This window comes from Agrococcus sp. AC640b, assembly GCF_979255995.1.
Genome location: NZ_CEEDMM010000029.1, coordinates 283,573 through 297,899 on the forward strand (window position 1 = coordinate 283,573; position 14,327 = coordinate 297,899).

Consider the following 14,327-nt stretch of genomic DNA (forward strand, 5'->3'; position numbering starts at 1 on the left):
GACGCGTGCTGGGTGCGGTGCCTGCGACCTCCGGGCGCTGCATCGGGCGGCTCAGTGCGCCGCGGCCGTGATCGTCTCGCGCAGGATGCGCTTGCGGAACACCCAGTACGTCCAGATCTGGTAGCCGGCGATGAGCGGCAGCGCGGCGACCGCCGTCCAGGTCATCACCTGCAGCGTGTAGTCCGAGCTCGACGCGTTGTCGATCGTGAGCCCCACGAAGTCGCCGACCGGGTTCGACGCCGGCATCACGAACGGGCCGCCGTCGCGCAGCGCCATCGCGAGCAGGATCGTCGCGACGGCAGCGAGGATCGCGACCGCCGTCGCCGCGAACGCGACGCCCTCGCGGGCGCGCAGCGCCGCCAGGAGGGCGACGACGAGCGCGATCGCGGCGACGAGCGCCGCGGCGACGACGCCGGGTGCGGGCACGAGCGCGATCGTCCACGCGAGGAACGCGCCCCCGACGACGATCGCGGCGGGCAGCGCGACGCGCGCGAGCCGCTCGGCTCGCTGCTGCAGCGCGCCATCGGTCTTGAGCGCCGTGAACACGACGCCGTGCGCGAAGCACAGGGCCACGAGGGCGAGGCCGCCCAGCAGCGCGTACGGGTGCAGCACGCCCAGGAGGCCGTCGGTCATGAGCGCGCCGCCCTGATGCGGCTCGAGCGCGACGCCGTGCGCGAGGTTCGCGAACGCGACGCCCCACAGCAGCGGAGGCAGGATCGAGCCGACGACGATGCACGCATCCCATGCGCGCCTCCACCTGGTGTCGTCGTGCTGGTGCCGCCACTCGAACGACACCGCGCGCACGATGAGCGCCAGCAGGATGAGCAGCAGCGGCACGTAGAACCCGGAGAACATCGTCGCGTACCACTCGGGGAACGCCGCGAACATCGCGGCGCCGCCGATGATGAGCCACGTCTCGTTGAGGTCCCAGACGGGGGCGATCGTGTTGATCATGTGGCGCCGGTCGACGTCGTCGCGCGACAGGATCGGCATGCTCATGCCCACGCCGAAGTCGAAGCCGTCGAGCACGAAGTACGCGACGAACATCACGCCGACGATGCAGAACCAGACGAGCGGGAGATCCATCAGTACACCGTGACCGGCTGCGCGGGGCGGCCGTCCTCGTCGAGCGCGGGCGCCTCGGGCGGCCCTGCCTGCGCGGCCTTGCGCATGAGGGTGAAGTTGATGACGCCCAGCACGCCGTAGACGATCGTGAAGGCCACGAGCGACAGCAGCACCTCGCCGCCGGTCGTGCCCGGGCTCACGCCCGCCTCGGTGGGCAGCAGCGAGAACACGAGCCACGGCTGCCTGCCCATCTCGGTGAAGATCCACCCGACGACCATCGCCAGCAGCGGCAGCGGCAGCGTCCAGATCGCGACGGTCCACGCCCAGCGCGGCACCTCGCGGCCCTTGCGCGTCACCCACAGCCCCACGAGCGCGACGAGGCCCGTGACGGCACCCAGGCCGATCATCCAGCGGAACGACCAGTAGGTGATCCAGATCGTCGGCGTGTAGTCGCCGGGGCCGAACGCGGCGACGTACTCGGCCTGCAGGTCGTTGATGCCCTCGACCGTGCCGTTCGGATCGTGCGTCGACAGCAACGCGAGGAGGTACGGGATGCGGAACGAGAAGATCTCGCTCGACCCGTCGGGCGTGCCGATCGAGAACACCGAGAACGACGCATCCGCACCCGTCGCCGTGTCGTACAGCGCCTCGGCGGCTGCCATCTTCATCGGCTGCGCGTCGACCATCGCGAGCGAGACGGCGTCGCCCGCGACGAACGTGAGCGCCGTGGCCACGAGCGTCGTCCACAGGCCAACGCGCAGCGCCTTGCGCATCGTCTCGACGTGCTGACCGCGCTTGAGATGCCACGCGGCGACCGCGACCGCGACCGTGCCTGCCACCATGAACGCCCCGAACATCGTGTGCGGGAACGCGGCGAGGGCGACGGGATTCGTGAGCACCGCGCCGATGTCGGTGAGCTCCGCGCGGCCGAGCTCCTCGTTGATGCGGAAGCCGACCGGGTTCTGCATGAAGGCGTTCGCCGCGAGGATGAAGTAGGCCGAGGCGGCCGTGCCGATGCCGGTCATGTAGATGCAGGCGAGGTGCACCTTCGGCGGCAGCTTGTCCCAGCCGAAGATCCACAGGCCGATGAAGGTCGCCTCGAACGCGAAGGCGATGAGGCCCTCGAACGCGAGCGGGGCGCCGAACACGTCGCCGACGAAGCGCGAGTAGTCCGACCAGTTCATGCCGAACTGGAACTCCTGCACGATGCCGGTCGCGACGCCGATGGCGAAGTTGATGAGGAACAGCCGGCCGAACCAGTGCGTGAGCCGCAGCCAGGCGAGCTCGCCCGTCGCGAGCCACGCGGTCTGGAAGGCGGCGACGAGCCACACGGTGCCGAGGGTGATCGGCACGAAGAGGAAGTGGTAGATCGTCGTCAGCGCGAACTGCCAACGCGCCAGCGACAGGGGGTCGAGCAGGTCGTCGAGCACGGTCCACCTCGCGTCGGGCCAGGATGTCCCTCCATCATCCTCCTGTCGGACGACTCCCAGCCACTGTGCGACACGGAAGGACCCGCTGTGCGACACGGAAGAGGGGGCTGTGCGTCGCCGATGCGACGCGCAGCCCCCTCATGCGTGCGGGGTCGAGGTCAGCCCTCGATGAGGCCCTGCTCCACGAGCCAGTCGCGAGCGGCCGTCTCGGGCGTCGCGGTCTCCTCGCCCTCGACGCGCGTGCGCAGCGCGATGAGGTCCTCGGTGGTGAGCTCGGCGGAGATCGCGTTCAACGTCTCCTCGACCTCGTCGGACGCGATCGACTCCGAGAGCACGGGCACGATGTTCTGCGCGGCGATGATCTGCTCGGGGTCCTCGAGCACGACGAGGTCGTTCTCGGTGATCGCCGGGCTCGTCGTGTAGATGTCGGCGACGTCGACCGTGCCGTCGAGCAGCGCCTGCACCGTGGCGGGCCCGCCGTAGTCCTCGAACTGCACGAACTCGACGTCGGAGATGCCGTAGGCCCGCTCGAGGCCGGGCAGGCCGTAGGGCAGCTCCGCGAACTGCGGGTTGCTGCCGAGCGTGAACGGCTGCAGCGGCTCGAGGTCGGCGATCGACGTCAGCCCGTTCGCATCCGCGTACTCGCGCGTGACGACGTAGGCGTCCTGGTCCTGCGCCTCCGCGTACTCGTAGGCGACGAGCCCCGTGCCATCGAGCGCCTCGTCGAGCGCGTCGGCGACCTCTTCGGGCTCGGTGAGCGCGTTGCTCTCGTCGAGGTAGTTCAGCAGGTTGCCCGTGTACTCGGGCTGGAGCGTGATCGAGCCGTCCTCGAGCGCGGGGAACGTCTGCTGACGAGCGCCGATCGAGAGGTTGTAGTCGACCTCGAGACCTGCGTCCTCGAGGGCGATGCCGTAGAGGTACGCGAGGATCTCGGCCTCGGGGTAGGCGTTCGAGCCGATGACGATCTCGCCGTCGCCTGCAGCCTCGCCGTCGCCGGAGCCTGCGGGGTCGGACGTGGCGCAGCCGGCGAGAGCGACGCCCGCGACGATCGTGGCCGCGATGGCGCGAATGGGACGCTGCATGGGAGCTCCTCAGAGTGAAGGGGTTCCCATCGAACCAGGCACGACCGACGTGCGCATCTGCGCCACTCCCCCTTGACGGAATGCGACGCGCGCGACATGCACGCTCGCGTCGCCGCGCGCGCTCAGCCGAGGTGGCGTGCGCGCTGCGCGCTGCGCTGCGCGAGCGCGAGGATGCCGTCGAGCACGAGGGCGAGGACCGCGACGAGGATCGACGCGCCGAGCATGAGGTCGTAGTCGTTGAGGCCGATGCCGGAGGCGATGATCGCGCCGAGCCCGCCGAAGCCCGCGAACGACGCGATCGTCGCGGTCGCGACGACCATGAGCACGCCGGCGCGGAGCCCTCCCAGGATCACGGGCGCCGCGAGCGGCAGCTCGACCTTCGTCAGGATCTGCCACTCCGTCATGCCCGTGGCGCGTGCCGCATCGATCGTCACGCGGTCCACCGACTCGATGCCCGAGTACGCGCCCGCGAGGATCGACGGGATCGCGAGCACGACGAGGGCGACGGTGCAGCCGACGAGCGACGCCTGACGCGAGCCGAGCGGGTCGGTGAGCACCATGACGAGCAGGATGAGCAGACCGAGCGCCGGCGCGGCGCGCGCGACGCTCGTGATGCCGATGACGGCCTGCCTGCCGCGGCCCGTGTGGCCGATCCAGCACCCCAGCGGCAGCGCGATGGCCGCTGCGATCACGACGCACGCCGCCGTGATCTGCAGGTGCTGCCCGAGCCGCTCCGGGATCGAGTACAGCGCGTTCGGCGCATACCGATCGGGCGAGAGGAGCCATGCGATGGCGCTGAGGAGGAAGTCCATCAACGCCTCCAGGGCATCGAGAGTCGGCCGAGCAGCTGCAGCACGAGATCGAAGACGGCGGCGAGCACGAGCGTGCCGACGAGGCCGGCGAGCACGGAGTCGACGTTGCTCGTGGCACGGCCGTTCGTGAAGAGGTAGCCGAGGTTGTCGCTGCCGATGAGCGCGCCGACCGTGACCATCGCGACCGTCGAGACCGACACGACGCGCAGACCTGCCAGCAGCACGGGACCGGCGAGCGGCAGCTCGACGCGCAGGAAGCGCCCGGCTCGGCCGTAGCCGATCGCCGTCGCAGCCGAGATCGTCGAGGGCGGCAGCGATGCGAACGCGTCGGTCGAGCTGCGCACCATGATCGCGACGGCGTAGAGCGTGAGCGCGACGGTGAGGTTGATCTCGTCGAGCGTCCTCGTGGCGAGCACGAGCGGGAGGATGAGGAACAGCGGCAGCGACGGGATCGCGTACAGCGCGCTGCCCGCCGACAGGATGATGCCGCGCGCGATGCGGCTGCCGGCCGCGAGCCTGCCCAGCGGCACCGCGACGACGAAGCCGACGACGATCGGCGCGAGCGACAGGCGCGCGTGGTTGAGCGTGAGCGACCACACCTGGTCCCAGTTCGCGATCACCCAGTCCATGGCGCGTGCGTCCTCAGGCTGCGTCGAGCGTGCCGAGCGGCGTGCCGTCGCGGTCGACGACCACCTGCCGGCCGTCGACCTCCTCGACGTGCAGCGACCGCTCGCCCGCGCTCGCACCGATGAACTCGCGCACGAAGTCGTTCGCAGGCTCCGCGACGATCTCGGCGGGCGTGCCGCGCTGCGCGACCACGCCCTCGCGCTCGAGCACGACGACCTGATCGGCGAGCGTGAACGCCTCCTGGATGTCGTGCGTCACGAACAGCACCGTCTTGCCGAGCTCCTGCTGCAGCCTGCGCGTCTCGCGCTGGAGCTCGAGGCGCACGATCGGGTCGACGGCGCCGAACGGCTCGTCCATGAGCAGGATGTTCGGGTCGGCGGCGAGCGCGCGGGCGACGCCGACGCGCTGCTGCTGGCCGCCGGAGAGCTGGTGGGGGTAGCGGTCTGCGAGGTCGACGTCGAGGCCGACGGTCGAGAGCAGCTCGAGCGCGCGCTCCCGCGCCTCGCCCTTGCCGGTGCCGTCGAGCATCGGCACGGTCGCGACGTTCTGCCACACCGTGCGGTGCGGCAGGAGGCCGGCCGCCTGCAGCACGTAGCCGATGCCTCGCCGCAGCCGCACGGGATCCTTCGTCGCGACGTCCTCGCCGTCGATGAGCACGCGTCCCGACGTGGGATCGACCATGCGGTTCACCATGCGCATGAGCGTCGTCTTGCCGGAGCCGGACGAGCCGACGAGCACCGTGCAGGTGCGCGGCGCGACCTCGAGCGAGAAGTCGCGCACGGCCGCAGCCGTGCCGTAGACCTTCGAGACCTGCTCGAAGGTGATCATGTGCGCGCGCCGATGCCGTGGCGCGCCTCGAGCAGGCCGTGCTCGAGCGACATCTCGAGGATCTCCTCGTCGCCGAAGCGATCGCGCTGGAACGCGAACATCACGAGCGCGTCTGCGACGCGGAACGCCCGGCGCAGCGCCGTCGCCGCGGCCTCGTCGTTCGGGATGCCGAACCGGGCGGAGAGCACGGCGAGCGTCTCGGCGGCGATGAGCTCGGTCGAGTCGGCGGGGCGCTCGGGGCCGACGTCGAGCCAGTCGCCCGTGCGCACCGATCGGAACGACGGGATCTCGCGGTAGGCGGCGATGAACTCGCGCAGCAGCGCCGTCACGGCCTGCTCCCACGTCTCGTGCGCAGGGTCGGTCAGCGTCCGCTCGAAGCGTCCGCGCAGTCGCTCGAGGTTGCGGCCCGCGAGGGCGACGAGCACCGCGATGCGGTCGGGGAAGTAGCGGTAGACCGTGCCGATCGACGCGCCTGCGCTCTTCGCGACCATCGCGGTCGTGAGGAGCTCGGAGCCGACCTCGTCGACGCAGTGCGCCGCGGCATCGAGCAGCGCCTCGATGCGCGCTGCTGCCCTGGGCTGCACGGGCGCGCTGCGGACGGCCACGGATGCCGCGTCCGGGTGCACCGTCATGGGCATGCTCGGTCTCCTGCCTTGTCGAGCGTCGCTCAGTTCGCATGAATATACCGGCGCGGCGCGCACCGATGCGGCAGACGCGCCAACGGGCTCGTCCGTGGCATCATGCTCGCGTGTGCGGACGCTACGTCATGGCTGCGGATCCCGGCGACCTCGTCGCCCTCTTCGAGGTGGACGAGGTGGGATCGCTGCCCGAGCGATCGTGGAACGTCGCCCCCACCGACCTCGCCCCGGTGGTGGTCGAGCCGCCATCGCGTGACGGCTCGCCGCCGACGCGCAGGCTCGAGGCCGCGAGATGGGGGCTCGTGCCCACGTGGGCCAAGGATCTCGCGAGCGGGGTCAAGGCCATCAACGCACGCAGCGAGACGGTCGCGGAGCGCCGGACGTTCGCCGCATCGCTCGGCGCTCGGCGCGCGATCGTGCCGGCGAGCGGCTGGTACGAATGGCGCAAGCCCGAGCGCACGCCGTGGTTCGTGCACGCCGCCGACGAGCGACCCATCGGGTTCGCGGGCCTCTACGCGTGGTGGAGGAGCCCGGAGGGCGCGTGGGTGCTGTCGTCGACGATCCTCACGGCCGACGCGACCGGCCCGCTCGCCGATCTGCACGACCGCATGCCCGTCGTGCTCGGGCCCGAGCTGTGGGACACGTGGCTCGACGCCGAGACCGAGGGCGACCAGGACCTGGTCGACGCGGTCGTCGCCGCAGCCGCCGAGCAGGTGGAGTCGCTGTCGCTGCGCGAGGTGGGCCGCGAGGTCGGCAACGTGCGCGCCGATGGACCGGACCTCATCGCTCCCATCGCCTGACACGGGCTGCGGGCGGCGCCGACCGCGGGTAGCGTGAACGACGATGAGGCATCGACGTGGTTGAGCTCGACCCCCTGGCGCATGTGCCGGACCCCATCCTCCATCGCGCCGCGCGCGTCGAGGACTGGGTGCAGGAGCGGCGCGAGGCGCGCGCCCTGCGCGATGGCAAGCGGCCCGCCGTCATCCCCTACGCCGGCTACGGCGGCGACGGCTGGGTGCGAGTGCTGTGCCGCGTGCTGCTCGTCACGCCGGGCGAGGAGCAGCGCGCCCTGTACGAGAACATGCGGGGCTGGCGCACGTTCACGTCGATCAGCCTGTCGTCGGCCGAGGTGACCGTCTCCTCCGGCGGCACGACCGCGACCGTCACGGCCGACCGCGGCGGCCTCGTCGACGCCGTCGTGCCCGTGTCGCTCGCCCCCGGATGGGGCGAGGTCACGCTCTCCGTGCCCGGCTCCGAGCCCGTGCAGGCTCCGATCTTCGTCGTCGACCCCGCGACGCGCGTCGGCGTCGTGTCCGACGTCGACGACACCGTCATGGTCACGCTGCTGCCGCGTCCGCTGCTGGCCGCATGGAACGCGTTCGTGCTCGACGAGCACGCCAGGCGGCCCGTGCCCGGCATGGCGGTGCTCTACGACCGTGTGCGTCGCGGCAACCCGACGGCGCCGTTCATCTACCTCTCGACGGGCGCGTGGAACGTCGCGCCCGCGCTGCGCAGGTTCCTCTCGCGCAACCTGTACCCGCCGGGGCCGCTCATCCTCACCGACTGGGGTCCGACGCACGACCGGATCTTCCGCTCCGGGCAGGCGCACAAGCGCGCGCAGCTGCGCAGGCTCGCGCGCGACTTCCCCGACATCCGATGGCTGCTCGTCGGCGACGACGGGCAGCACGACGAGTCGATCTACGCCGCGTTCGCCCAGGAGCACCCCGGCGCCGTCGCGGCCGTCGCGATCCGCCAGCTCTCGCCGCAGGAGGCGGTGCTCGCGGGCGGTCGCAAGCACGTGCCCACCGACTCCGCCGTGCCCTGGCACTTCGCACCCAACGGCGGCGGCCTCGTGCGCGGTCTGCGCGAGGACGGCATCCGACTCGACTGAGCCGCGCGGGCAGGCGGCTATGCGCGCTGCTGCTGCGTGACGCCGAGGGCGAGGTCGGCCTCGTCGAGGAGGCGCACCGCGATCGACAGGTGCTCGTCGCCGCGACCGGCGACGGCGAGCGCGTGGCCGACGAGGTGGATGGCGGCGATCGCCGCGGTGCGTCCGCCGTCCGTCCAGCGCGAGCGCAGCACCGCCGCGAGCCTGCGCAGCGCGTCTGCATCGGTGCGAGAGCCGGCGGAGGCCGACTCGAACGCCGTGACGACGACGTGGGCGGCGAGCGCCGCCGCGTCGTCGGCAGGGTCGCCCAGGCCCGCGGTGTCGATGTCGATGAGCCCCGTGATGCGCCAGGGCTCCTGCGGGTCGACGAGGATCTGGCCCAGGTGCAGGTCGCCGTGGACCGTGACGGGCGTCGGCACGGCCGTCGAGGCGTACAGCGCGCGCACCCGCTCGACGATCGCGGCGGCGCGCGGCGCGAGCACGGGCGAGGTCTCGGCCATGCGATCGGCGTACCAGTCCGCGCGGCGCGCGAGCGACTCGCGCGCCGCGACGCCCACGCGCACGCTCGCGCGGTGCGCGACGACGCCCTCCACGCTCTGCAGGAACCGCGGGTCGTCGGCGATCGTCGCCACGTGCTCGAGGGCGGGATCGCCAGGCATGCGCTCGAGCAGCAGCAGGCCGGCCTCCGAGTAGCCGAGGCTGCGCGGCACCGGCAGCCCCGCAGCGTGCAGCGCGACGTGGAGGTCGTGGATGGTCGCGGCCAGCGCCGGCTGCACGACCTTCGCGAAGTGCTGCGTCGTACCCGTGTCGACCCGCAGCACCGCGCGCTTGCCTGGCCGGTACGACTCCATCGTCAGGGTCGCGCCCGACGCCTCGATGCCGAACTTCGCCAGCACGACGCCTGCGGCCTCCGGGTACGACACGGCTGGCAGCGACGGCAGCGACGGGTCCTGCGGATACGTCCAGGCGGTGAGCCGCTCGCCGGAGCCACGATCGACGAGCTGCACGGTGTGCTCCCCCACGGGCGCATCCGGCGAGGTGTTCACGTAGATCGTGACGCGCTCGAGCGTGTCGTCGGGGGCGCGCAACGTGCACGCGTAGCCGAGGATGATGCCGTCGGAGACGGGCTCGAGATCCTGCTGGCGATGCGTGACGAGCTCTCGTCCCGTGCTCGCGGCGAGGCGCCGGAGGATGCCAGCCGCGTCGTCGAGCATGCATCCCATCCAACACGACTCAGGAGGACGCGGGCTCTGCCGACACGGTCGGGTGCACCTGCAGCCACGACAGCCGCCAGAACTCCGCAGCCGACAGCTCGAACGAATGCGTGTCGCGCGAGACCATCGCGCGCACGTGGTCGGGGTCGAGGTGGGGCCTGGCGAGCAGCGTGACGGCGGGCTGGCGCACCATGGCGCTGCGACCGAAGTGCACGCTCACGATGTCGGGCGTCGCGGGCGTGTCGCTCACGACGCACGCCGTGCGGATGAGCTTCGTCGCGCCGATCGCCTTCCACGCGAAGTGGTCGCCCTTCCAGCGCAGCTCGGCGATGAGCTCGCGGTCGCCCTTGTCCGGCCGGTGGTACTCGTACGTCTCGCGCAGCCGCAGGGGCGACGAGTCGACGACGTCGATCGTCACGCGCGTGTTGCGGCGGTTGTCCGACAGCCAGTAGGGGAACGTCGTGGCGCGGATCGCCCACTCGCCGCGCAGGATGCGTGCCAGCTCTGCTGGATCCCCGACGCGCGCCATGCAGCCAGCGTAGCGGGGCGTCCCCCGACGTCGCCTGTGCGACGCGCGCGCCGCAGGCAGCGATCGTCCACCGCGCTACCAGATGCCTCCCGGCTTGCGCCGCAGCCGCCATTCGATCGGCAGCAGCACCCTGGTGAAGAGCTGGAACCGCCGCTCGTCGAGCACGAGGTCGTGGCTGGGGAGGTGATCGGTGATGGGCCCGAACTGCAGCTTGAACCTGCCGGGTCCGTACATCGGCTGCGTCGGGTCGTGGGCGAGCCACGACGGCGGCGTGACGTACGCGTCGTACACCGTGCGCCCCTCGTGCTCCCGGAACCACTGCATCGCGGTCCAGCGCATGAGGTGCGCACCGCCGCGGATGGCCCGGTCGGGCACCGACCCGCCGTCCTTCGCGATGGCGTACCTGCCGTAGCCGATCATGAACGCCGACGCCTGCGGACCCTCGTGCGCCCCGTCGTAGCCGAACCAGAAGTGGCCGTGGCCGCGCGCGCACAGCTCGCTCCACAGGCGCCGGTAGTAGGCGTACGGCCGCGTGAGATCGCTGCCCCTGCCACCGGAGATCGTCTGCATCAGGCCGTACATCGTGCGATAGGTCTCCTCGCCGGGCTCGACCTTCTCCACGCGATAGCCGAGGCGCGTCGCGGTGCGGATGTGGTTGCGGAGGCTCTTCGAGAAGCCGGCGAAGATCGCGTCCGGCTCCCGTGCAAGGTCGACGAGCACCGTGTGGGTGTTCTTCTGGATCACCGCCGACGTGCGCAGGCCCGCATCGCGCAGCACCGCGCGGTGGCCAGGGGTGTCGACGACGAACGGCTCGACCTTCACGGCGAACACGCCACGCAGCAGCCCGTCGCGCTCGGCGCGCAGCGCGTCGAGGATGCCCGACAGGTCGTCGAGGCCGTCGACGCCCGGCCCCGTCGGCAGGTACCAGAATCGGCCGGCGAGGCTGCGGTGCTCGAGCGCGAGCACGTGGATGCGTCGCGGTCGCTCGTCACCGTCGCGCTCGAGCACGAGGAAGCGCGGCACGAGCCGATCGGGCGCCTTGAGCGCCGCGAACGCCGAGCCCTGCGTCCACTGCCCGCCGTCGGGGTTGCCCTCGACGAGCGCGTCCCAGTCCTGCCGTTCCGCGGGCGTGGCGAGACGTGCCGACCACTGCCTGGATTGCCTCATGCGCGTCCCCCGCGGGGAGCCTATCCGGGGTGGGGGCGCGGCACTCCCAGGCTGCTACCAGATGCCGTAGGGACGCCGACGCACGCGCCACTCGACGGGCAGCACGAGCCGCTCGTACGCGCGCAGACGCTTCGGCTGCAGCACGAGCCGGTGGCTGGGCACGTGGTCGGTGATGGGGCCGAAGAGGCGCTTGAAGATGCCGGGACCGTGCATCTGCTCGCTCGGATCGTCTGCGGCCCACGACGGCGGCGTCGCGTACGTGTCGTAGATCGTGCGGCCCTCGTGCTCCTTGAACCAGCGCATCGCGGTCCAGCGGATGAGGTGCGCGCCACCGCGGATGGCCCGGTCGGGCACCGACCCGCCGTCCTTCGCGATGGCGTACCTGCCGTAGCCGATCATGAACGCCGACGCCTGCGGACCCTCGTGCGCCCCGTCGTAGCCGAACCAGAAGTGGCCCTGGCCGCGCGCGCACAGCTCGCCCCACAGCGACCGGTAGTAGGCGTACGGCTTCATGGACGCGACGCCCTTGCCGCCCGAGACCGTCTGCATGAGGCCGTACATGGTCTCGAACGTCGCCTCGGAGGGCTCGACCTTCTCGACGCGGTAGCCGCTCTTCTCGGCGAACCGGATGTGGTTGCGCAGCTTCTTCGAGAACGCCGCGAAGATCGCGTCGTCGTCGGGCTCGAGGTCGACGAGCACCGTGTACGTGTTCTGCTGGATGCGGTCGTATGCCACGAGCCCCGCGTCGGCGAGGACGCCGCGCGCGTGAGGGGTGTCGACGACGAACGGCTCGACGATGACGGCGAGCAGGTCGCGCGCGTGCGCTGCGGCGTAGGCCCGCAGCGCCGTCGTGAAGGCCGCCATCGACGCAGGCGCGATGCCGGGCCCCTGCGGCAGGTACCACTGCCTGCCCACGATGCTGCGGTGCTCGAGCGCGAGCACCGCCACGCGCGCGCCGTCGTCCTCGAGCACGAGATGCCGCAGCACGTGCCCGTCCTGCGCGTGCTTCAGCGCGCCGTACGCCTCGCCCTGCACCCACTGGCCGCCGTCGGGGTTCTGCTGCACGAGCGCATCCCAGTCGGCGACCTCGTCGGTCGTCGCATCGCGCAGTCGCATGATCGTCGTTCGCATCCGAAAGCCTCCTAGCGCAGCGACTCGTTGCCGGCCTTGAGCCGCCACTCGACGCGGCGCACGACGTGCTCCCACAGCCGGTGGCGGGTGCCGCGCAGCACGACGTCGAACGACGGCAGGTACGACACGACGGGGCCGAAGCGCTTCTTGAACTGGCCGACGCCGTGATACCAGTGCGTGACGTCGTCCATCTGGTCGGGGCGAGGCGTGCCGCACAGGTCGAAGGCGGTCTTGCCTGCGGCTGCGGCGTCCTGCATCGCCGTCCACAGCAGCAGCGCCGCGCCACCGGCGATCGACCGCTGCGGACGCGATCCGCCGTCCTTGTAGACGACGGTGCGGCCGGCGGTCGTCACGAAGATCGCAGCCTGCGGCTCGTCGGAGTCGTCGTCGAATCCGAAGTAGAACACGCCCTCGCCGCGGCTGCAGAACTCCGTCCAGAACAGCCGGTAGTAGGCGTAGTCGCGCATCGCCGCGACGCCCTTGCCGCCGTTGATGGTGCGCAGCAGCTCGTAGAAGCGCTGCATGTGCGCCTCGGTGACCTCGCCCGGCCCGACCCGCTCGACGCGGTAGCCCTTGTTCGCCGCGCCGCGGATCGACGAGCGGAGGTTCTTCTGGAACCGCATGATGAGGTCGTCGCCGAGCGTGAGGTCGAGGACGACGGTGTGGGTGAGCAGCTGCATGTCGCGGCTGCGCTGCGCGCCCGTCGCCTCGATGCGGGCGATGAGCTCCGGCGTGCGCAGCAGATGCGGCTCGATCTTGATCGCGAGCAGCCCCCGCTGGGTGCGACCGAACGCACGCATCGCCGCGACGATGCCCTCGAGGTCGTCGCCGGTGGGCCCCAGCGGCACGTACCAGTACCTGCCGAGCCACACGCGACCCTCGTGCGCGAGCGTGTAGATCGTCTGCGCACCCTCGACGACGAGGAAGCGCGGCTCGAGACCGTCGTGGCGCTTGATCTCGGCCATCGCCCGAGCCTGCGACATGATGCCGCCGTCGGGGTTCGTCTCGATGAGCTCGTCCCAGCGGTCGATCTCGCCCTGCGTCGCCAGGCGCACGGTCGTCGCGGTCATCGCAGCGTGTCCGGTCCGGGCTTCAGACGCCACTCGATGCGTCGCAGCACGCGCTCCCACAGCCGGTGGCGCAGCGGGTGCAGCACGAGGTCGAACGACGGCAGGAAGCTCGTCACCGGTCCGAAGCGCGTCTTGAACTGGCCGAGCCCGTGGAACGGATGCTCGGGGTCGTCGAGTCGGTCGGCAGGCGGGGTGCCTGCGAGGTCGAACGCGGTGCATCCGCGCGCGACGGCATCCTCCATCGCGGTGTGCAGCAGCAGCGGCGCCCCGCCCGCGATGCGGCGGTCGGGCCGCGAGCCGCCGTCCTTGTAGACGGCGGTGCGGCCTGCGAACGTCACGAAGATGCCGGCCTGCGGCACGTCGCCGTCGTCGTCGAAGCCGAGGTACAGCTGGCCGGTCCCGCGGCTCGCGAACGCCTGCCAGAAGCGGTCGTAGTACTCGCGCTCGCGCATGCCGTCCATGCCCTTGCCGCCCGCGACCGTCTGCATCATCGCGTGCATGCGCTCGCGCGTCTCGGCCGTGACGTCGACGCGCTCGACGCGGTAGCCGTCGCGCTGCGCCTTGCGGATGTGGCGCCGCGTCGACTGCGAGAACGAGGCCAGCAGCGCCTCCATGCCCTGAGCGAGGTCGAGGACGACCGTGTGGGTCTGCACCTGCATGTCGCGGCTGGCCTCGAGGCCCGTCGCCTCGAGCCGAGCGACGAGCTCGGGCGTGCGGGCGAGGCGAGGCTCGATCTTCACCACGAGGAGCCCCGGCTGCTGCGACGCGTACGCACGCATCGCCGCGACGATGCCCTCGAGGTCGTCGCCGGTGGGCCCCAGCGGCACGTACCAGTACCTGCCGAGC

At 71.5% G+C, this 14,327-nt stretch carries 15 protein-coding genes; 2 read left to right on the top strand and 13 right to left on the bottom strand.

Features of this window, described 5'->3' with window-relative positions; genetic code table 11:
* Nucleotides 1–51: 51 nt before the first annotated feature.
* The 7 genes from cydB to ACZ6H8_RS13035 form a co-directional block, all read right to left on the bottom strand.
* Nucleotides 52–1,086: a cytochrome d ubiquinol oxidase subunit II gene (gene cydB, locus ACZ6H8_RS13005; RefSeq protein ID WP_464147273.1), complete on the bottom strand. Its 1,035-nt coding sequence runs from the start codon at nucleotides 1,084–1,086 to the stop codon at nucleotides 52–54.
* Entirely contained in the window at nucleotides 1,086–2,495 is a 1,410-nt protein-coding gene (locus ACZ6H8_RS13010; protein WP_464147274.1) for a cytochrome ubiquinol oxidase subunit I, read from the bottom strand. Before ACZ6H8_RS13010 ends, cydB begins: the two co-directional genes overlap by 1 nt.
* Nucleotides 2,496–2,653: 158 nt before the next feature.
* Nucleotides 2,654–3,577, bottom strand: a complete 924-nt coding sequence (locus tag ACZ6H8_RS13015; RefSeq protein ID WP_464147275.1) for an ABC transporter substrate-binding protein — start codon at nucleotides 3,575–3,577, stop codon at nucleotides 2,654–2,656.
* Nucleotides 3,578–3,699: 122 nt separating this feature from the next.
* Entirely contained in the window at nucleotides 3,700–4,389 is a 690-nt protein-coding gene (locus ACZ6H8_RS13020; protein ID WP_464147276.1) for an ABC transporter permease, read from the bottom strand.
* Nucleotides 4,389–5,018: an ABC transporter permease gene (locus ACZ6H8_RS13025; RefSeq protein ID WP_464147277.1), complete on the bottom strand. Its 630-nt coding sequence runs from the start codon at nucleotides 5,016–5,018 to the stop codon at nucleotides 4,389–4,391. Before ACZ6H8_RS13025 ends, ACZ6H8_RS13020 begins: the two co-directional genes overlap by 1 nt.
* 13 nt (nucleotides 5,019–5,031) lie before the next feature.
* A complete protein-coding gene (locus ACZ6H8_RS13030; RefSeq protein WP_464147278.1) occupies nucleotides 5,032–5,844 on the bottom strand; it encodes an ABC transporter ATP-binding protein in 813 nt (270 codons plus the stop codon).
* Nucleotides 5,841–6,482 carry a TetR/AcrR family transcriptional regulator gene (locus ACZ6H8_RS13035; protein ID WP_464147279.1) on the bottom strand — a complete coding sequence of 214 codons (642 nt, stop codon included), beginning with the start codon at nucleotides 6,480–6,482 and terminating at the stop codon, nucleotides 5,841–5,843. The genes ACZ6H8_RS13030 and ACZ6H8_RS13035 overlap by 4 nt, the downstream gene beginning before the upstream one ends.
* A gap of 110 nt (nucleotides 6,483–6,592) precedes the next feature.
* On the opposite strand from ACZ6H8_RS13035, the gene ACZ6H8_RS13040 reads away from it, so the two are divergent.
* Nucleotides 6,593–7,282: an SOS response-associated peptidase gene (locus ACZ6H8_RS13040; protein ID WP_464147280.1), complete on the top strand. Its 690-nt coding sequence runs from the start codon at nucleotides 6,593–6,595 to the stop codon at nucleotides 7,280–7,282.
* Nucleotides 7,283–7,338: 56 nt separating this feature from the next.
* A complete protein-coding gene (locus ACZ6H8_RS13045) occupies nucleotides 7,339–8,373 on the top strand; it encodes an App1 family protein (protein WP_464147281.1) in 1,035 nt (344 codons plus the stop codon).
* Nucleotides 8,374–8,390: 17 nt separating this feature from the next.
* Here the strand turns inward: ACZ6H8_RS13045 and ACZ6H8_RS13050 are convergent, their stop codons facing one another.
* The 6 genes from ACZ6H8_RS13050 to ACZ6H8_RS13075 all read right to left on the bottom strand — a co-directional run.
* Nucleotides 8,391–9,584, bottom strand: a complete 1,194-nt coding sequence (locus ACZ6H8_RS13050; protein ID WP_464147282.1) for a phosphotransferase family protein — start codon at nucleotides 9,582–9,584, stop codon at nucleotides 8,391–8,393.
* A 19-nt stretch (nucleotides 9,585–9,603) separates the two neighbouring features.
* Nucleotides 9,604–10,113 (bottom strand): hypothetical protein, encoded by a 510-nt coding sequence (locus tag ACZ6H8_RS13055; protein ID WP_464147283.1) that lies wholly within the window; start codon nucleotides 10,111–10,113, stop codon nucleotides 9,604–9,606.
* Between the two features lie 75 nt (nucleotides 10,114–10,188).
* Entirely contained in the window at nucleotides 10,189–11,280 is a 1,092-nt protein-coding gene (locus ACZ6H8_RS13060) for a lipid II:glycine glycyltransferase FemX (protein WP_464147284.1), read from the bottom strand.
* Between the two features lie 54 nt (nucleotides 11,281–11,334).
* On the bottom strand, nucleotides 11,335–12,411 hold the full coding sequence (locus ACZ6H8_RS13065; RefSeq protein ID WP_464147285.1) for a lipid II:glycine glycyltransferase FemX: 1,077 nt from the start codon (nucleotides 12,409–12,411) through the stop codon (nucleotides 11,335–11,337).
* Between the two features lie 11 nt (nucleotides 12,412–12,422).
* A complete protein-coding gene (locus ACZ6H8_RS13070) occupies nucleotides 12,423–13,481 on the bottom strand; it encodes a lipid II:glycine glycyltransferase FemX (protein WP_464147286.1) in 1,059 nt (352 codons plus the stop codon).
* Nucleotides 13,478–14,327: lipid II:glycine glycyltransferase FemX (locus tag ACZ6H8_RS13075; protein WP_464147287.1), on the bottom strand; the 850-nt coding region annotated here is incomplete at its 5' end. The genes ACZ6H8_RS13075 and ACZ6H8_RS13070, both read right to left, overlap by 4 nt.